Source organism: Bacillus sp. AFS015802 (genome assembly GCF_002561455.1).
In the GTDB taxonomy this organism is placed as follows: domain Bacteria; phylum Bacillota; class Bacilli; order Bacillales; family Bacillaceae_B; genus Rossellomorea.
The window spans coordinates 84,948-103,260 of record NZ_NTUP01000002.1 but is presented as its reverse complement, the minus strand read 5'-3'; the positions used below and the strand labels follow the sequence as shown (position 1 = coordinate 103,260).

Genomic DNA, 18,313 nt, shown 5'->3' with positions numbered 1-18,313 from the left:
TGTATGCTCCGTAAGAGGGGATTAACGCAAAAATTTATTTAATCTTAAGAGATTGGGGTTCATAATCCGGATCAAAGCCTGTAATCACCTTGTCTAATTCCCTGCTTAAATCCAGTGGATAAGGAGAATTCAGTTCCTGGCCATCCTCTTCGATGATCCGGATGACCGGCCGGTCTGTCCCCCCTTTATTTTGATCCGTGACGATCCCTTTCCGTCCATCATTGAGTTCTACGATCATGCCATTTGGATAGATTGCCACCGATGACCGGAAGGCTTCAATTACTTGTGCATCGAATAGTGAACCTGATCCCGCATACAATACCTCTAAAGCCTGATGAGGGAGCATGGCTTTCCTATACACCCGATTTGAGGTCATGGCGTCAAATACATCAGCGACAGCGATGATCTTTGCAAACGGATGAATGTCTTCCCCCTTGATCCCCCGAGGATAACCGGAGCCATCGAGCCTCTCATGATGCTGATACGCACAATGGGCGATGATCAGGGACACAGAATGAAGCTGCCTCAGTATGTCAAAGCCGTGCTCCGAGTGCTTCTTGATTTCAAAGAATTCATCTTCAGTAAGTTTCCCCGGCTTTAGAAGAATTTCTTCAGGCACAAGCATCTTCCCGATATCATGCAAAATCGCTCCCACCCCGAGCTGCTCCAGCTGCTTCTGTGACAGCTTGAGTTCAAGGCCGATGGACAGCGTATATAACGTTACATTAAATGAGTGGTGAAAAATATAGGAGTCGTATGTAAACACGTCTGTCAAAATAGTGAGAAGGTCATGATTCGCCTTTACTTCGGACAGGACGACATCGATCACCTGCTTCAATTGCTTGGCACTGTCTTCAATCATCAGGACACTGGGCGATGCATCCGATGCACTTAATTGATTAAAGGTCTTCTCTATATCATTGACCGCCTGCTGTCTCACTTTACTCGAAACGGTCCCTTTCACATGGATTCCACTGGAAAGAGAGTCTTCAATATAGACATATTGAATACTAAGCTCCTGCAGCCTGGAAATCATGCGTTCTGTAATGGGAACATTATCATGAATCAAAGCTTGACCTCTCATATTATATACCGTTGTAGCTAGAACCATGCCGGGTTTTAAAGCCCGTGTTGATATAAGCCTCATAGAATTCTCCTATGTAATTCTTTCATTTTTCGACAAAATTTCCTAGTATCTCCATTATAAAGGATAAAAGTGATCTTGCAAGGTGTATTTCGTTAAATATTCATGAAAGAATATTGAAGGAAATGGGGTTACAGGACATGACTTGATAGGTCATACTCTTCTCTCCCCTTTCCTAAAACAAAGACCAGATACTCAATAATGAGCACTGGTCTTTCTTAACTTTTATATCATCTTCAGAAGCGCATCCCTGCCCGCCATCCCTGTATGGATACCGAGATTCGCAGCTTCATAGGTGATGGACTCCAGCGGCGCATCCAGGAGCTGATCAATGGTTTTCACACCGACCGCTCTTCCAGCGATAATTCCCCTGTCCTTTAACTTCTCATTCAGCAGCGCAACATCAAGTGCCCCACACATGATATATCCTTTTTCACTCGTCACGACGAGGAGATTGGTTTTCGGAAGTTCAACAGAAATGGCTGTAAAGGTATGTCCCCCAATGGTGATTGGAGATACACTCATCATAGTTCATCGCTCCCTTCACTCATATGTATGTTATGAATGAAGAAACGGTGACCTATTTACTTTTAAATTTCCACTCCAAAACGTCCCGTAAAAACTCTGGCATAAAGTACTTTTTCTCGAGTCTTTGAAGGTCTGGAAAGAAGTGGCCGAAAGTGAACATATCCGGCAGGGCAAGCTTGTATATTTTCCCTGGCTCGATCGGACGGTTCCCAATCAGGATATCTTTGTCTTTGAAGTGAATATTTGAATACTCAAACCTTCCCATCACCTTTCCCCTGAAGCCGAGTCCTTTCACTTCCAGGTGTGGCCAGTCCTCATTTCGGGTCTGCTTGATGATTTCCTTCAGCTCAGCCCCCTTCATCCGGATCAGGCAGGGGTTGATGGGGTGGGGCAGGATGCGATGTAAATCCTGCTTGGTCACCACTCCTTCATGAAGTCCATCTATGAGCAGGCCTGAATTTAGAAAACCGCAATCAGCCCCACACCAGTCGACAAGAGCATCACATAACAAATTCGGCAGGGGCGACGCTTGAAACCAATCCACAGGGAAGGATTGGGTCAGCTGGGTGACTTCCTGCTGCAACAGCTCCTCACCCTTCCGGATCCATTCCACTTTTTCCTTCTCCTCGTCCTTTACAGGCGGAAGTTCCCCTTGTCCATATAGACGGGCTTTTTTCCCGGTGACCTGCTTTGTGGCTGTATCCACCTCGATCATCATATGACCGACATAATGGCCATATTTCCCTGCAGCACCGAGCATGGTGCCGTTCACGTCTTTCCCCTCGGGTAAAACATGATGGGTATGGGCGCCGAGTACGACATCGATCCCAGGTAATCGTTCCCCGATCATCTCGTCATCCCTTATGCCTAAATGGGATAGGAGAATGATCATATCGACGCTCCCTTGAAGGGAGTGAACCAGCTTCTCAAGTTCCTCCATCGGTGAGGTAATGTTCCAACCGAGGGCTTTATAAAAGGGCTTGAAATACGCAGTCAATCCGATGACACCAATCTTCATCCCGCTGTGGGTATGATAAATCCGATGTGTATCCGCCCAACCTGGACGCTCGGAGGAAGAATCCAACAGGTTCCCTACAATCACATCGAAACGGGCTTCGTCATATAGGCTGTTCAAATCATCATAATCCAATGTGATTCCTTCATTATTTCCGATTGTGACAGCATCGTATCCAGCTTCATTTAATAAATCGACATTCCCTTTCCCCAACGTCGCTTCGCTCAATGGATGCCACCTGTCCACATGATCCCCGATATCGAATAGATACACCGTTTCTCCTTCATTCTCATGGTGCTGTTTTCTCAGCTTTAAAAAATCCCTGATTCTTGGCCAATGCTCAAAGTGACTGTGCAGATCGTTTGTATGATATATATGAATGGTTTCTCTCATAATCCGTTCACTCCTACTTGGAGGTATATTATCCTGTCACGCCTTGATAGATCAGTCGAAGGCCAATGACGATTAAAATAATTCGCAGAACACTCACCAATACATTCGATTCCAGCTTCGTATTGATATACGCCCCGAACTTGGCCCCGATCCATGCTCCAGGAATGAGGGCCAGTGCATAGAGCCATTTTACATTCCCCAACAGGACATGTGTACCCGAACTCACGAGTGCCGATAAAAAAATCATAAACATGGATGTTGCCACAGCCACATGGGGCGGAAAAAGAAAAATCAGGATCATGGCTGGGACCATCAATGATCCTCCACCGATTCCGAACAAGCCGGATGTAAATCCGACGACAAAGGCAATGGCCGCCCCGAGAATTGGGGGATATCCGTAACGGAAGGTTTCCCCGCCCGGATTGGTAAATTCCCTTTGAAAAGAAGCATTCCTGAATTTTTCAATAGGCTTTAATTTGTTCCGGACCATCAGGACGACGGCGACCAGGATGATAAAAATACCGAAATAAATATTAAAGCTTTCCATATTCAACCCTTTGTTCACCCACGCCCCGAGGATGGAGCCAGGTCCGCTCCCGGCAAAGAAGATCAAGCCGCTTTTATAATCGACGGTTTTGTGCTTTAAATACGCGAGAGTAGATGATAACCCCGTGAAGATCATGATGACTAAAGAAGTACCTACCGCGGTCTGGGGATTCATCCCTTCTATCAAGTTTGTGTATGTACCAAAATAGATCAGGGCAGGTACGATGATCACTCCCCCGCCTAAGCCAACGAGGGATCCTATCGTTCCTGCTAAAAGTCCAATCAATAGAAGAACAAACCATTCCATCTATCTTTCATCTCCAGTCGGCTAAAATAAATCCAGCTGTTTAGGTGCAAGCCCTTCATACTCAAGCCCCAATAATTCAATCAGCTTTTTCGCATTATCAGCGGCGTCCCCGCCTGAATTATTATTAAAAAGAATATAAAGATCCTTGGATTCTTCATGCAGGCGATGAATATGCGGGATCCATTCTGTAAGCTCAGCATGATTATAGCGATATAAATAACGGACCTCCCGCCAATCTTCCCCATTCGGTTTATTCCATCCGTACAGATTCCTGCCGTGGAAGCGAATGAGGGTGGCTTCCTTATGAGTGGCCACCAATACCCGGGGGATAGATCCTTCCCCAGCCTGCGGTTCATCACAAATGCTGTGGATCCACCCTTCCTTTTTCATGAACGTCAATGTCTTGTCCCGAAATTCCGGCCGGAACCAGCTTTGATGACGGAACTCCAGCGACAGGGGAAAACCCTTCAATTGTTCCCTGCAGTACCGGATATAGGCGACATGCTCCTTCTTACAATCATACCAGGGGGGAAATTGAAGAAGGACCATCGCAAGCTTACCTGCATTCACGTATGGAGCCAGGGATTCTTTAAAGGCACCGAACATCTCTTCCCTCGTCTCAAAAGGGATCTCTCCCCGCTGATGCCCCGTCATCCCCTGATACGCTTTGACGATGAACTGAAAGTCCGCTGGTGTTTCCTTTACCCATTTTTCAGCATTCCGAATAGGCTGGACTGCATAAAATGTCGTGTCCACCTCTACGATGGGAAAGTGGGCTCCGTATTCTTTTAACTTATCCCTTGGGGAAACATTTTCATAAAGGGTATCATGATCTCCCCAGCCTGTAACACCTATGTATATCATCCGCATTCACCTTCTTTATTATGAACATGTCCATTTTATCATAAGGGAAATGGAAATTCTTATGTTTGGATTGAATGAAGGATATTCAAGCAAAAAAACTCCCCTGATGAAACATCAGGAGAGTGTGAATGATGGATTATCCGATTGAACCTTCCATTTCGAACTTGATCAGACGGTTCATTTCAACTGCATATTCCATTGGAAGTTCTTTCGTGAATGGCTCGATGAAGCCCATTACGATCATTTCTGTGGCTTCTTCCTCTGAAATACCGCGGCTCATAAGATAGAATAATTGTTCTTCCGATACTTTCGAAACCTTCGCTTCGTGTTCCAATGAAATGTTATCGTTCAGAATTTCATTGTAAGGAATCGTATCAGAAGTCGATTGGTTATCCATGATCAGCGTGTCACACTCGATGTTTGAGCGTGCACCTTCCGCTTTACGGCCAAAGTGTACAATACCACGGTACGTTACTTTACCACCATGCTTGGAGATGGACTTAGAAACGATTGTGGAAGACGTGTTAGGTGCCAAATGAATCATTTTCGCTCCGGCATCCTGGTGCTGGCCTTTCCCTGCAAGTGCAATGGATAGTGTCATACCACGAGCGCCTTCACCCTTAAGGATGACAGCTGGATATTTCATCGTCAGTTTTGAACCGATGTTTCCATCCACCCATTCCATCGTTGCATTCGCTTCACATACGGCACGTTTCGTAACCAGGTTGAACACGTTGTTCGCCCAGTTTTGAATCGTCGTATAACGGCAGTAAGCATCTTTCTTGATGATGATTTCAACAACTGCAGAGTGAAGTGAGTTCGTTGTGTAAACCGGTGCTGTACAACCTTCGACATAGTGAACACTTGCGCCTTCATCAACGATGATCAAGGTACGCTCGAACTGACCCATGTTTTCAGAGTTGATACGGAAATATGCTTGAAGTGGTGTATCCACCTTTACTCCTTTAGGAACATAGATGAATGATCCACCTGACCATACCGCTGAATTCAAGGCAGCGAATTTATTATCCGTAGGAGGGATAACCTTCGCCCAGTGCTCACGGAATAGCTCTTCATTTTCCTTAAGAGCGGAATCTGTATCTTTGAATACGATTCCCATATCTTCAAGATCCGATTGCATATTGTGGTATACAACCTCTGATTCATACTGTGCAGATACCCCTGCAAGATACTTTTGCTCAGCTTCCGGAATCCCTAATTTATCAAACGTTTGCTTGATTTCTTCAGGTACTTCGTCCCAGCTGCGCTCGGATCTTTCAGATGGCTTCACGTAGTAAGTGATTTCATCAAAGTTCAATTCCTGCATATCTCCGCCCCATTGAGGCATTGACATATTATAAAAATGCTCAAGTGATTTCAAACGGAAATCAAGCATCCATTGAGGTTCTTCTTTCATGCGGGAGATTTCTTCTACGATTTCACGCGTCAACCCACGTTTCGAGCGGAAAATGGAAACGTCTTTATCGCTGAATCCGTATTTATAATCCCCGATCTCAGGCGCTTTCTTAGCCATGTTGATTCCTCCATTCTTTGGTAGGGCCAGTGGAGAGCATTAGTCCTGCTCTTCCTCTGACACTCCTTTTTCCATCGCTTTCCATGCCAACGTCGCACATTTGATACGGGCAGGGAATTTCGCGACTCCTTGTAATGCTTCTATATCTCCTAAATCCACATCATCATCGTATTCATTGCCTTGCATCATATCAGAGAAGATCTTGGAAAGCTTGAGGGCTTTTTCAATCTCTTTCCCCTTGACCGCCTGTGTCATCATGGAAGCAGAAGCCATGGAGATTGAACAGCCTTCCCCGTCGAACTTCGCATCCTGAACGACACCGTCTTCCACCTTCAAGGTCAGGTGGATGCGGTCGCCACACGTAGGGTTATTCATATCGATGGTAAAGCTTCCATCCTCCAAAGAACCTTTATTGCGTGGATTCTTATAATGATCCATGATGACTTGTCGATACAACTGATCTAAATTATTAAAAGACATCGCTGAAAAACTCCTTTGTCTTCACCAGGCCGGCAACCAGTTTATCAATATCTTCTTCAGTATTGTAAAGATAGAAACTTGCACGAGCTGTTGCCGATACGTTCAACCACTTCATCAGCGGCTGTGCACAGTGATGGCCTGCGCGTACGGCAATCCCTTCTGCGTCAAGCACGGTTGCTACATCATGCGGATGAACATCATCTATGTTGAATGTCACAAGACCGGCACGCTGCCCGGGATCACTTGGTCCGAAAATGGTCATACCCTCTACTTCATTCATCTTATCCAAAGCGTAAGCGGCAAGCTTATGCTCATGCTCTTCAATGTTATGAAGACCGACTTGTTCAAGGAAATCGATGGCAGCTCCAAGCCCGATGGCTCCTGCAATGATCGGAGTGCCTCCTTCGAATTTCCATGGAAGCTCTTTCCAAGTGGATTCCTGAAGTCCGACAAAATCGATCATCTCTCCACCGAATTCAACCGGCTCCATATTGTTCAGATGCTTTTTCTTGCCGTACAATACCCCGATCCCGGTAGGACCTACCATCTTATGACCGGAGAAGGCGAAGAAATCGCAGTCCAAATCTTGTACGTCAATTTTCATATGTGGAGCAGCCTGAGCTCCGTCCACAACCATGACGGCATCATTTTCATGGGCGATCCTGGTAATTTCTTTGATCGGATTCATCGTACCGAGTACGTTTGAAACCATCATGATGGAGACAATCTTCGTCTGAGGTGTTACGGTTTCTTTTACATCCTCAATCGCAATCGTTCCATCTTCCTGAAGTGGAACGTATTTTAACGTCGCACCGGTTTCTTTGGCTAACTGCTGCCAAGGAATGATATTACTGTGATGCTCCATATGTGTGATCACAATTTCGTCACCCTCGGCAAGGTTCGCACGTCCGTAGCTTGCTGCAACGGTGTTGATCGCGGTTGTCGTCCCACGGGTGAAAATCACCTCTTGAGTGGAAGATGCGTTGATGAAATGACGGACCTTTTCACGGGCCCCTTCATATCCATCCGTCGCTCTCGTTCCAAGGGTATGCACTCCGCGGTGAACGTTGGAGTTATATCCACGATAATAATCATTCATCGCTTCAATCACGGAAACCGGTTTTTGAGATGTTGCGGCACTATCTAGATAAACCAGCGGATGGCCATTTACTTCCTGGTCGAGAATCGGAAATTGTTTACGAATCTCTTTTACATCCATTAGTTTACTTTCCTTTCAATAACCTCAACAAGCTGCTTCTTGACTCCTTCGATTGGTAATTGTTTTACCACTGGAGCTAGGAATCCGTGAATGACAAGGCGCTCTGCTTCGTGCTGTGGAATTCCGCGACTCATAAGGTAGTAAAGTTGTAATGGATCTACCCGGCCGACAGATGCAGCGTGACCTGCAGTTACATCATCTTCGTCAATTAGAAGGATAGGGTTCGCGTCTCCACGTGCTTTTTCGCTAAGCATTAACACCCGTGACTCCTGCTCTGCATTTGACTTGGATGCTCCATGTTCAATTTTACCGATTCCGTTGAAGATGGAAGACGATTCGTCTTTCATTACACCATGCTTAAGGATATATCCTTCAGAGTTCTTACCGTAGTGAACAACCTTCGTTGTGAAGTTTTGTTTTTGTTTCCCACGTCCGACCACAACGGTTTTCGTATCGCCATATGAGCCATCACCCATCAGGTTCGTCACGTTTTCAGAAACGGTGTCACCGTCGTTCATTAATCCTAAAGCCCATTCGATGCGTGCATCTCTTGCTGCCACACCACGGCGATTCACATATGTCGTGATACCGCTTGAAAGATTATCCACTGCACCATATGCCACTTTCGCATTATTGTTTGCCAACACTTCAGTGACAATGTTGTATACACCGTTCTCTACATCAGCTGTAGAGATATAATTTTCAACATATGTGACAGAGCTATTATCTTCTGCGACAACCAATACATGGTTGAACATAGCAACTTCTGCATTATCGTGAACGTAAACCGCTTGAATCGGTTGAGAGAGTTCCACATTCTTTGGAATGTAAAGGAATGCTCCTCCATTCATCAATGCTGCGTGAAGGGCTGTCAGCTTATGCTCATCCGTTTTCACGCCTTCAGTCATGAAGTACTTCTGTACAAGCTCACTGTGTTCTTTCACAGCCGTAAAAATATCCGTAAAAATAACACCGTTGTCTTTTAATTCATTTGAAAGAGAAAGAAAAGCAGGTGTATTATTTCGTTGAATATAAAGGCTTTGATCTTTGTTTTCTACATCTACTAATGCTTTTACTTCTTCAGGCAGCTCGCTCAATGATGAAAACGCATCACTTTCCACTGTGTGCTTCTGGAATTGAGTGAAATTCCAATTTGTGATCTTCGTTTTATCTGCAACTGGAAGGCTGAGATCCTTTACTTTATCAAAGGCATCCGTACGAAGGGTTGTTAACCATTCGGGCTCTCCAAGTTGTTTTGAGTAGGAGCTGACATAGTCCTGATCTACTGGTAGTTTCGTTTCTACAGTCATTTTCATCCCCCTAACACTTACGCTTCTTGGCCGACAGTTTCGTCTTTGATTCCCAGCTCTTCTTTAATCCAATCATATCCTTCTGCTTCAAGGCGTTGAGCTAATTCTTCGCCGCCTGATTTCACGATGCGTCCCTGCATCATAACGTGAACATGATCAGGAGTGATGTAGTTAAGAAGACGCTGATAGTGAGTGATGATCAAGCAGCCGAAATCTTCTCCGCGCATTTTATTGATGCCTTTGGAAACAACTTTAAGAGCATCGATATCAAGACCAGAATCAATCTCGTCAAGGATAGCGATCTTAGGTTGGATCATCATTAGTTGAAGGATTTCGTTGCGCTTTTTCTCTCCGCCTGAGAATCCTTCGTTCAGGTAACGCTGAGCCATATCCGGATCCATTTCTAAATATTCCATTTCAGAATCCATTTTGCGGATGAACTTCATAAGAGAAATTTCTTCGCCTTCCTCACGACGGCTGTTGATCGCTGAACGTAAGAAGTCCGCGTTCGTCACACCACTGATTTCGCTTGGGTATTGCATTGCAAGAAATAGACCTACGCGAGCGCGCTCATCCACTTCCATCTCAAGGACATCTTCACCGTCGAACGTGATGCTTCCTTTTGTCACTTCATACTTCGGGTGACCCATGATTGCGGAAGATAAAGTTGATTTACCTGTACCGTTTGGTCCCATTACCGCGTGGATTTCTCCACCTTTAATTTCAAGGTTAACCCCTTTCAGGATTTCCTTTCCTTCAATCTCAACATGAAGATCTTTAATTGTTAAAGTAGAACCTGCCATGTGTATTTACCTCCGTGACTTTATAATGAATTTAAGAATATAATTCTTTAATCATTCTCAATTTATTCTCATTACAATCTTATAACAAATAAAAGCTATTATCAACTTTTTCAAGTTGTCAGTTCATGTTAACCGGACAATAGAATCCCTTTCTATTGTTGGCCAAAACTGGTGGGAAAATGTAGGCTGTCTAAGAGCCGTTTTCTAAAGCAGACGTATACCGGCTTCGCACAACTATGAACTTTGATAAAAAACAAAAAACCAGTGCATCGTCTACACTGGTTTCCTTTTTTCTTCCTTATTATATATTAGCGTGCACCCTGCGATCAAGTGCAGCAATCATTCGGCGACTTTCCTTGTAATCCTGCTCTCTTTTCTTCTCTACTTGCATTCTGACTTCATGCTTTCGTTTGTACACCTCATAACCTATTCCATGGGCTCCATGCATTGCCTTCTCCATTTCACTTGTGTACGAGATACTCTCAAGAGAGTCGATAATGAATCATTCCTTTCGGGTTTTTAATTACTTTACAACTATACTACCCCGTGGTTCACAACACAAAACCGGTATTTCATCATTTTTTCTGAAATTTATCCTTCAGCCTGATTCCCGAGGCCTACCCTTAAGTTTTCACAAAATTCCGCCATTATACTGCCAAATAATAGTGTGCCGGTGTAAAATTATGAGTTATTATGTATATTTATTATATATAGAGCTATATTAATTGACTTCTCGAGTAAAAACCCCATAAGAAAAGAGAAGGATTTCTCCTTCTCGCCTGTTTACTGTTTTAGCTGGTTTAAGTGTTGGATGGATTGCTGTACCAGTGTGACTGCCTGGCTCATGACCGCTCCGCCGCCGAATGCAGCGGTTACGCCGATGGCCTCAAGGATTTCCTCTTCTGAACATCCTTGATCCAGGCATCCTTTTGTATGGTAGATGATGCAGTATTCATCCTGGGAATAAAGGCTGATTCCAAGCGCGATCAATTGCTTTTCTTTTTTGGAAAGCACGCCTTCTCTAAAGCAGTGCTCAGTAAACGTATTATATTGCTCTGCCAGTTCAGGCATTTTCTCTGTGAAGATCCCAAGTCCCATTTTATAATCATGAAGAGCAGCTTCTGTTGTATTTCTTGATTCCATCTGCATTTCATTCAGCTCCATTTCTGAAATAGATTCATCGAAAATAGTATGAGCCATAATGGAAATGATTATGTTATAAATTTCGGGAAGTCTCCATAATATAAGAAACCCGACCCTGAAGATGATCAGAATCGGGTTCCAAGGGAATTCTTTATTCTTTTACCGGAACAACCGCTCCGTCCCATTCTTCCTCGATGAAGTCCTGGATTTCTTTCGAACGAAGTGCTTTTACCAGTGCTTTTACTTCTTCTTTGTTTTCATCACCTTTGTTCACGGCAATCACATTTACGTATGGAGAGTTACTGTCTTCAATGGCAATGGAATCTTCCAATGGTTTCAATCCTGCATCGATGGCATAGTTGGAATTGATGACAACCGCGTCGCCTTCTTCATTTTCATACATTTGCGGTAAAAGGGCCGCTTCGTACTCATAATCGAACTTCAGGTTTTTAGGATTTTCTTTGATGTCCTCAAGTTGCGCCTGTGTATTTTCCACGCCATCCTTTAACGTGATCAAACCCTTTTTCTCTAAAAGCGTCAGGATGCGGCCATGATCGGATACGGAGTTACTCATCAGAATCGTCGCGCCTTCAGGAAGTTCCTCAAGTGATTTGTACTTTTTAGAGTAAACGCCGATCGGCTCGATATGAATTCCGCCGGCATTGACAAAGTCATATTCATTCTCTTTCATTTGCAAGTCCATATAAGGGATGGTTTGGAAATAGTTCGCATCCAGATCGCCGTTATCCAAATCTTTATTCGGTAAGATATAGTCTTGATACGTTTCAATCTGAAGGTCGATCCCTTCTTTCTCAAGGATCGGCTTCACTTGTTCAAGGATTTCGGCATGGGGAACATTCGACGCCCCGACCACCAATTCCTTTTCGTCGCTGCTTCCTGATCCCGAATCGCTCCCGCATGCTGCCAAACCAAAGATGCTTGTTGCTGCTATTACTCCTGCTACCCATTTTTTCATGTTGTTTCTCTCCTTTTATCGTTTGTCTAATTTATTTGTAAAGAAATCACCTATCAATTGAATCGCAAACACAATGAGTAAAATCATGATGGTCGCTGCCAGGGTCACGTCTTCCCTGCTTCGTTGAAAACCGTCCAGATAGGCAAGGTTCCCAAGACCCCCGGCTCCGATGACCCCGGCCATCGCCGTGTATCCCACAAGGGCGATCGCTGTTACTGTAATCCCAGAAATCAATGCCGGCAGGGATTCCGGGATCAATACTTTCCAAATAATCGTACTTGTCTTCGCACCCATCGATTTCGCTGCCTCGATGACACCTTTGTTCACTTCCCTTAACGCAATTTCAACCATCCGGGCGTAAAAGGGTGCGGCTCCGATGATAAGTGCGGGCAAGGCTGCGTTTGCCCCCCTGATCGTGTCCAATAAAAATTTGGTGAACGGAATCAGTAGTACAATCAATATAATGAATGGAATCGATCTGAACACATTCACGACGGCACTTGTCATCGTGTAGGTCAGTTTGTTTTCCCACAGATTTTCCTTTGAGGTGAGGAAAAGCAAAATCCCAAGGATCATTCCCAGTACAAAGGTGATCAAGACTGACATCCCTGTCATATACAAGGTTTCAAGTGTCGCTTCCCACATCTTTTCCCAATCTACATTTGGAAATAAATTTTCTATCATCCTCGTAACACCTCCACTCGGACCCGCTCAGCTTCAGCAAATGCCAATGCGTCTTTTATGACCCGTTCGTCCCCATCAAGGTGAACAAAAAGCGTTCCATAAGCCCCTTTTTGGGTTTGGGAGATTTGTCCCTGCAGGATGTTGACGTCTAAATCGAACTTCCTGATCAGGCTTGTGATAAGCGGTTGTTCAGTGGATTCACCGACAAACGTAAATTTCAGCATTTTCCCATTAGGATATTGCGTCAACAGGTGATCAATGGCTTCATCCGTTTCCTTTACTTGGGACACTTCCCCCACAAAACGCTTCGTCACTTGCTCTTTCGGATTCCGGAACACATCCAATACGTCTCCGAGTTCCACGACTTTCCCCTGTTCCATGACAGCGACACGATGACAGATCTTCTGAATCACGTGCATTTCATGGGTGATCAGTACGATCGTGAGCCCCAACCGTTTATTAATATCCACCAACAGATCAAGAATGGAATCGGTCGTCTGTGGATCCAGAGCTGAAGTAGCTTCATCACACAGAAGGACATCGGGGTTATTGGCAAGGGACCTGGCAATTCCCACCCGCTGCTTCTGACCGCCGCTCAGTTGAGACGGATAGGCATCTCCTCTTCCTTCCAATCCTACAAGCTCCAATAATTCATTTGCCCTCTGGTCTCTCTCTTTCTTTGGGACTCCGGCAATCTCGAGGGGAAATTGAATATTTTGAAGGACGGTCCGGGACCAGAGAAGATTAAAGTGTTGAAAAATCATCCCGATGGACTGCCTTGCCTCCCGAAGCTTTTTACCCTTTACCTGGGAAACGATCTGTCCGTTTACATCGACGATTCCTTCCGTGGGAACCTCAAGTCCATTGAGCATGCGGATAAGCGTGCTTTTTCCCGCTCCACTATAGCCGATCACCCCAAATATTTCCCCCTGGGCGATATCTATATTGACCCCATCCACCGCAGCGATAGGACCTGATTTGGAATGGAAGATTTTTTTTACATCTGAAATGGTAATCATGTTGTATCCCACCTTCTTTCTGAGTAAAACGACCTGTTTAATCAGGTTTAACGTTGCACTTACCTGGCAGCTGTCCATCAGCTTTCTGTGGCAAGTAATAAAAAATGCCTTCCTGCGATAAGCAGAAAGGCATAATCATATAGGACTATCCTTTCTCTCATCTTTCAAAGCAGATGCTTTGAGTGAATTGGCACCATTTCAATTTTCATTGACGGTTGCCGGGCTTCATAGGGCACGTCCCTCCACCTCTCTAAATAAGAGTAAAGTATCGATTATTTAATTTTTTCGAATTGTTGAAGACTCAGAAAATTTGCTACAAGAGAGATTCTATCATCGGATATAGAGTGTGTCAATTATTTTTTTCTCATCGATGTTTTAGACTTCGACCGGCTCTTTCCCCCTTGATCTTGTAAGCCAAAGGACCGACTCCACAAATAGAAGCGGTCGGTACCCCCCACTTATTTCAAGGGCACCTGCCTCGATCAGCTGTGACAAACGTTCTTCTCCTGTGAGCAGAGAAACCACTTTATCCTCCACCCCTTCAATGACGAAGTGAGCGTCTTCACTCAATTCCTCTAATACAGCGCATCCTTTGCTCGAAATCGATATACCGTACAAATCGTTTCCACAGTGAAAATGAAGAATAAATGGGCTGTCCCGAAACAAGAGTCGTAAGTGATACCTTGAATGACACTGATCTACTAATTCCTCTAAATATATTCGCATGAATACCCTCCCAGTGAAACTTCTATATACTTACAATTCCACTTCTAGGTATTATTCCCTTTTAAACATTCTCGACATGTTTTGAATGGATCCATCGAATTTGTCGAACAGTAAGAATCTGGATGAAGATGGGTCAAAAACTGATGGAATTCGAAACATTTCCCGAGAAATATGTCTGCAGTTGTAGAAAGAAAAATCGCATTATATTTGTATTTCCTATAAAAATAAGAGGAAAATCATATAAAAAAAGTAAAAGACCTTCTCTAAAAAAGGTCTCTTTTCCTCACCTGTTCTGTATCTTGGTCATGGTTTCATATAGGAATGGTACAGATTGAAAGGCGTAGATCCTTTCTTTTTCCACTCCATCCTTGAATAAAAGGAGGCAGGGGACACTTTCAATGGATTGCCCTTCTGCAAATTGGGGTAAGTAATTCAAGTTGGCCTTCACAAAGTGAAACGACTGGGGAAGCTGCTCCACCACGTCCATCATTTTGCCTGCAACCTGACATGTACCACACATCGGTGTATAAAGGTAGACTGCTTCTAATACATGGTCTTCAATCGATTGGTTTAATGCTTCGGTACTGCTTACCTCCATCAAAACTAGATCATCCTTTTTCCCAAAAATTCTTTATGCACATCAATATTTGCGCCAATGAGAACAGATGCCAGGTGATATTCGGGCGCTGCGGCCACTTCCTTATACATCCGGTCAATGTAAAGATGTTCGGCTTCTGGAAACTCACGCTTAAACTGTTTCCGCAATTTCTCCCCTGCATCATCAGCATCCACGAGGATATACACATCCCTTTCAAATAGCTCATCGATGAGTTCGTCCATCTTAGTGATGCTGATTGTTCCATTTGTGCAAATAATTTCAATCGGTTCTTTGATGATGTCTTTTACTTTTCGCTTGTCCGTTGTTCCTTCAACAATGATTACCTTTTCGTCGACTTCCATCATGATCATCACCTTATCTTTCAGAAATAAGATTAGGATAGTATATTCAGATAACAAGAGATGATGTCCACTTTCTACTCATATTTTCTCATGTTTACAAAAAATAGTGCAAGTGGTTTGCCTGACTGCTTATAGAAATGGTGCCAGACCCTTAAACGAATCTGGCACCACAGAACATTTTTAACACCATCCACCTTCATCACAATCCGTGTATCTTGCATCATGTCCTTCAGTGGAGGTATAGCTTTGATATATTTTATTTTCTTTCGCTTCAAAGTTTGGCTCCAGGGACACTCCGTCTAGAGGCAGGTTCATTTTGCCGATGGGCTGATTATCCAAGTATAATTCAACTTCACCATTTTTCAACTTGCCAGTCACTCTGCTTGTGACATCCATTTTTTTCGGTTCCAACACCATACGTATCCATCCTTTCTTTAGTACGAATAATCTTATGGTGCCCAAAAATAAAAACAAAACACCCTGAGAAACCCTCAAGGTGTTTTGGCAGAAATATTATCCTTCATTAATCATTTCATCATACTGCTCAGCTGTCATCAGCTTGTCTACTTCTCCAGCATCTGTTGGTTCCACAACGACCATCCATGCCTTTTCATAAGGTGATTCATTCACGAATTCCGGGCTGTCGGACAGCTCTTCATTCACTTCTACCACCTTACCGGATACAGGTGCATAAAGCTCGGAAACGGTTTTAACCGATTCTACACTTCCGAATGGCTCGTTCGCTTTGATTTCATCACCGACCTCTGGTAACTCGACGAATACGATATCGCCCAGTTCAGATTGTGCAAATGATGTGATCCCTACGCGTACATTTTCCCCTTCAACTTTGACCCACTCGTGTTCTTCTGAATAACGAAGTTCTTTCGGTGTACTCATTCTCTATCCCTCCAAATGCTAGTTATACAACCTAATATTGACACACTTTTCATTGAAAAAGCAAGAAAACTAAGCATGAATAATGAAACTTTTTCATTGTCCACGATCTGGAAATTGCGGACCCGATTTTACTTCCAGGTTTCTTCGAATGTTTCCTCTTTGAATCCTACTGTCACCTTACTTCCATCCGTTGTGATCGGTCGTTTGATCAGCATCCCGTCCGAGGAAAGGATTTCTAATAATTCATCATCGGAAGCTGAATTCACTTTATCTTTAAGACCCAGTTCACGATACTTTTTTCCACTTGTATTGAAGAACTTCTTAAGCGGGTATCCGCTCTTCTCGTATAAGCTTTTCAGCTCCATTTTAGAAGGAGGATTCTCTACGATATGTATTTCATTCAGGGCTATACCTTGATCTTCCAGCCACTTCTTTGCTTTGCGGCATGTGCCGCACTTTGGATATGAATAAAAAGACAATGACATCATTCCACCACCTTTCATTAGTTACCGGGCGGGCGCCCACCCGGTCCTTTGAATCTATTTCTTACATTCGACAATATTCATTAGTATCCTTCTTTTATGGAACATTACTCACATTGTTTTTCAACGGTATCAACCAATTCCTTGAGTAGGACGGTAGCATTGTCCAGCTCAAGAGAATAGAAACGCTGCGTCCCTTTTTGCTCCAATGATACGAGCTGCTGATCTCTCAGGATTTTCAAGTGATGAGAAACAGCGGGACGGGATAATGTCAGATTTTCTGTTATTTGATTGACCGTAAGAGGTTCTTGTTCGGCAAGAAGTAAAATGATGTCCTGACGATAAGGATCACTCAGCGCTTGGAATAATGGAATACAAGCACGGAATGTATCGATTGCTTTTTGACCCATAGCCTTCTCCCTTCTGCTCATTCACATTTCATTATACCCGTTCTTGTACCTTGCGAACAATATTAGTGACCATTTTACGGGGCATAAACCGGATCGACTGTGTGAGTATCCGGTTTTTCATACCCGGGACGATTACGGTTTTGTTCTTCGTCATCATTTGCTTGTATCCCTCTTCCACTACGTCTTCCACACTCATCACACCTGACTGGAAAAGCTTGGAGGACTGAAGTTCGGCAGCATCACTGAACCCTGTTTGGGTGGCGCCCGGGCACAAAGCCGTCACCTTCACCCCGTGCGCGGCCCACTCATTGGCAAGAGCTTCCGAGAAAGACAGGACATAGGCCTTCGTTGCATAGTAAACCGCCATCAGCGGACCCGGCTGAAAGGCAGCTGTGGATGCGACATTCAAAATCTGACCACGCTTCCTGCTTACCATCTCTTTACCGACATACTTGGTTAACTCTGTCAGGGCAGTGATGTTCACTTGAATCATATCGAGTTCTTTTGATAGCTCCGTTTCTTCAAACTCCCCAAATAATCCAAAGCCGGCATTATTGATGAGGATATCAACCTGATGCCCGTGAGCTTTGATGCCCTCATATAATTCTTTTGCTGCTCCGGCTTTGGAAAGATCAGTGGGGTACACGTGGGTTTTCACACCGTATTTGTTCTTGAGTTCTTCTGCAACAGTCAGAAGTTTCCCCTCGCTTCTTGCTGCCAGAATCACGTCATGGCCTGAACCTGCAAATTTATGACAGAAGTTCAATCCGATCCCGCTTGAAGCCCCTGTAATTAAAACCGTTTTATTCATCTATTATGACCACCTTATATTATATGTTTAAACACTTAAACGTTTAAGTGTTTAAACATATA

23 protein-coding genes and 1 riboswitch are annotated in these 18,313 nt (G+C 44.0%); all 23 genes read right to left on the bottom strand.

The annotated features are described in order from the left end of the window. Positions 1 to 34: 34 nt before the first annotated feature. Complete coding sequence (locus tag CN378_RS01005; RefSeq protein WP_306471823.1) at positions 35 to 1,069, bottom strand: HD-GYP domain-containing protein; 1,035 nt, start codon at positions 1,067 to 1,069, stop codon at positions 35 to 37. A gap of 300 nt (positions 1,070 to 1,369) precedes the next feature. Continuing rightward, entirely contained in the window at positions 1,370 to 1,672 is a 303-nt protein-coding gene (locus CN378_RS01000) for a YunC family protein (protein ID WP_098350068.1), read from the bottom strand. Positions 1,673 to 1,724: 52 nt separating this feature from the next. After that, the gene (locus CN378_RS00995) at positions 1,725 to 3,080 is read right to left on the bottom strand and encodes a bifunctional metallophosphatase/5'-nucleotidase (RefSeq protein WP_098350067.1); all 1,356 of its coding nucleotides are present in this window, start codon (positions 3,078 to 3,080) and stop codon (positions 1,725 to 1,727) included. A gap of 28 nt (positions 3,081 to 3,108) precedes the next feature. After that, positions 3,109 to 3,933 carry a sulfite exporter TauE/SafE family protein gene (locus tag CN378_RS00990; protein ID WP_098350066.1) on the bottom strand — a complete coding sequence of 275 codons (825 nt, stop codon included), beginning with the start codon at positions 3,931 to 3,933 and terminating at the stop codon, positions 3,109 to 3,111. A gap of 21 nt (positions 3,934 to 3,954) precedes the next feature. After that, complete coding sequence (locus tag CN378_RS00985) at positions 3,955 to 4,797, bottom strand: DUF72 domain-containing protein (protein WP_098350065.1); 843 nt, start codon at positions 4,795 to 4,797, stop codon at positions 3,955 to 3,957. Between the two features lie 136 nt (positions 4,798 to 4,933). Beyond that, positions 4,934 to 6,331, bottom strand: coding sequence for a Fe-S cluster assembly protein SufB (gene sufB, locus CN378_RS00980; RefSeq protein WP_098350064.1), 1,398 nt, complete (start codon positions 6,329 to 6,331; stop codon positions 4,934 to 4,936). 39 nt (positions 6,332 to 6,370) lie between these two features. Continuing rightward, the gene (sufU, locus tag CN378_RS00975) at positions 6,371 to 6,811 is read right to left on the bottom strand and encodes a Fe-S cluster assembly sulfur transfer protein SufU (protein ID WP_098350063.1); all 441 of its coding nucleotides are present in this window, start codon (positions 6,809 to 6,811) and stop codon (positions 6,371 to 6,373) included. After that, the gene (locus CN378_RS00970) at positions 6,801 to 8,030 is read right to left on the bottom strand and encodes a cysteine desulfurase (RefSeq protein ID WP_098350062.1); all 1,230 of its coding nucleotides are present in this window, start codon (positions 8,028 to 8,030) and stop codon (positions 6,801 to 6,803) included. Before CN378_RS00970 ends, sufU begins: the two co-directional genes overlap by 11 nt. Continuing rightward, positions 8,030 to 9,340 carry a Fe-S cluster assembly protein SufD gene (gene sufD, locus CN378_RS00965; RefSeq protein ID WP_098350061.1) on the bottom strand — a complete coding sequence of 437 codons (1,311 nt, stop codon included), beginning with the start codon at positions 9,338 to 9,340 and terminating at the stop codon, positions 8,030 to 8,032. Before sufD ends, CN378_RS00970 begins: the two co-directional genes overlap by 1 nt. Positions 9,341 to 9,357: 17 nt before the next feature. Then, positions 9,358 to 10,143 (bottom strand): Fe-S cluster assembly ATPase SufC, encoded by a 786-nt coding sequence (gene sufC, locus CN378_RS00960; protein WP_098350060.1) that lies wholly within the window; start codon positions 10,141 to 10,143, stop codon positions 9,358 to 9,360. A gap of 301 nt (positions 10,144 to 10,444) precedes the next feature. Next, positions 10,445 to 10,591 carry a YuzK family famiily protein gene (locus CN378_RS22435; protein WP_167562138.1) on the bottom strand — a complete coding sequence of 49 codons (147 nt, stop codon included), beginning with the start codon at positions 10,589 to 10,591 and terminating at the stop codon, positions 10,445 to 10,447. Positions 10,592 to 10,926: 335 nt separating this feature from the next. Then, on the bottom strand, positions 10,927 to 11,292 hold the full coding sequence (locus CN378_RS00955) for a carboxymuconolactone decarboxylase family protein (RefSeq protein WP_098350167.1): 366 nt from the start codon (positions 11,290 to 11,292) through the stop codon (positions 10,927 to 10,929). A gap of 145 nt (positions 11,293 to 11,437) precedes the next feature. Further along, the gene (locus CN378_RS00950) at positions 11,438 to 12,262 is read right to left on the bottom strand and encodes a MetQ/NlpA family ABC transporter substrate-binding protein (protein ID WP_098350059.1); all 825 of its coding nucleotides are present in this window, start codon (positions 12,260 to 12,262) and stop codon (positions 11,438 to 11,440) included. A gap of 15 nt (positions 12,263 to 12,277) precedes the next feature. Continuing rightward, positions 12,278 to 12,946, bottom strand: coding sequence for a methionine ABC transporter permease (locus CN378_RS00945; RefSeq protein WP_098350058.1), 669 nt, complete (start codon positions 12,944 to 12,946; stop codon positions 12,278 to 12,280). Then, a complete protein-coding gene (locus CN378_RS00940; RefSeq protein WP_098350057.1) occupies positions 12,943 to 13,965 on the bottom strand; it encodes a methionine ABC transporter ATP-binding protein in 1,023 nt (340 codons plus the stop codon). The genes CN378_RS00945 and CN378_RS00940 overlap by 4 nt, the downstream gene beginning before the upstream one ends. 154 nt (positions 13,966 to 14,119) lie before the next feature. Then, positions 14,120 to 14,226: riboswitch (SAM riboswitch) on the bottom strand. Positions 14,227 to 14,340: 114 nt separating this feature from the next. Beyond that, positions 14,341 to 14,691 carry a hypothetical protein gene (locus tag CN378_RS00935; RefSeq protein WP_098350056.1) on the bottom strand — a complete coding sequence of 117 codons (351 nt, stop codon included), beginning with the start codon at positions 14,689 to 14,691 and terminating at the stop codon, positions 14,341 to 14,343. A 283-nt stretch (positions 14,692 to 14,974) separates the two neighbouring features. Next, positions 14,975 to 15,289: a thioredoxin family protein gene (locus CN378_RS00930; RefSeq protein WP_098350166.1), complete on the bottom strand. Its 315-nt coding sequence runs from the start codon at positions 15,287 to 15,289 to the stop codon at positions 14,975 to 14,977. Positions 15,290 to 15,294: 5 nt separating this feature from the next. Beyond that, positions 15,295 to 15,654: a toprim domain-containing protein gene (locus CN378_RS00925; RefSeq protein WP_098350165.1), complete on the bottom strand. Its 360-nt coding sequence runs from the start codon at positions 15,652 to 15,654 to the stop codon at positions 15,295 to 15,297. Positions 15,655 to 15,831: 177 nt separating this feature from the next. Further along, positions 15,832 to 16,068: a YusG family protein gene (locus tag CN378_RS00920; protein WP_098350055.1), complete on the bottom strand. Its 237-nt coding sequence runs from the start codon at positions 16,066 to 16,068 to the stop codon at positions 15,832 to 15,834. A gap of 96 nt (positions 16,069 to 16,164) precedes the next feature. Next, positions 16,165 to 16,548 (bottom strand): glycine cleavage system protein GcvH, encoded by a 384-nt coding sequence (gene gcvH / locus CN378_RS00915; protein WP_098350054.1) that lies wholly within the window; start codon positions 16,546 to 16,548, stop codon positions 16,165 to 16,167. Positions 16,549 to 16,676: 128 nt separating this feature from the next. Beyond that, the gene (locus tag CN378_RS00910; protein WP_098350053.1) at positions 16,677 to 17,033 is read right to left on the bottom strand and encodes an arsenate reductase family protein; all 357 of its coding nucleotides are present in this window, start codon (positions 17,031 to 17,033) and stop codon (positions 16,677 to 16,679) included. A gap of 104 nt (positions 17,034 to 17,137) precedes the next feature. Next, a complete protein-coding gene (locus CN378_RS00905; protein WP_098350052.1) occupies positions 17,138 to 17,440 on the bottom strand; it encodes an ArsR/SmtB family transcription factor in 303 nt (100 codons plus the stop codon). A gap of 31 nt (positions 17,441 to 17,471) precedes the next feature. Beyond that, positions 17,472 to 18,251 (bottom strand): SDR family NAD(P)-dependent oxidoreductase, encoded by a 780-nt coding sequence (locus CN378_RS00900; RefSeq protein ID WP_098350051.1) that lies wholly within the window; start codon positions 18,249 to 18,251, stop codon positions 17,472 to 17,474. Positions 18,252 to 18,313 lie beyond the last annotated feature (62 nt).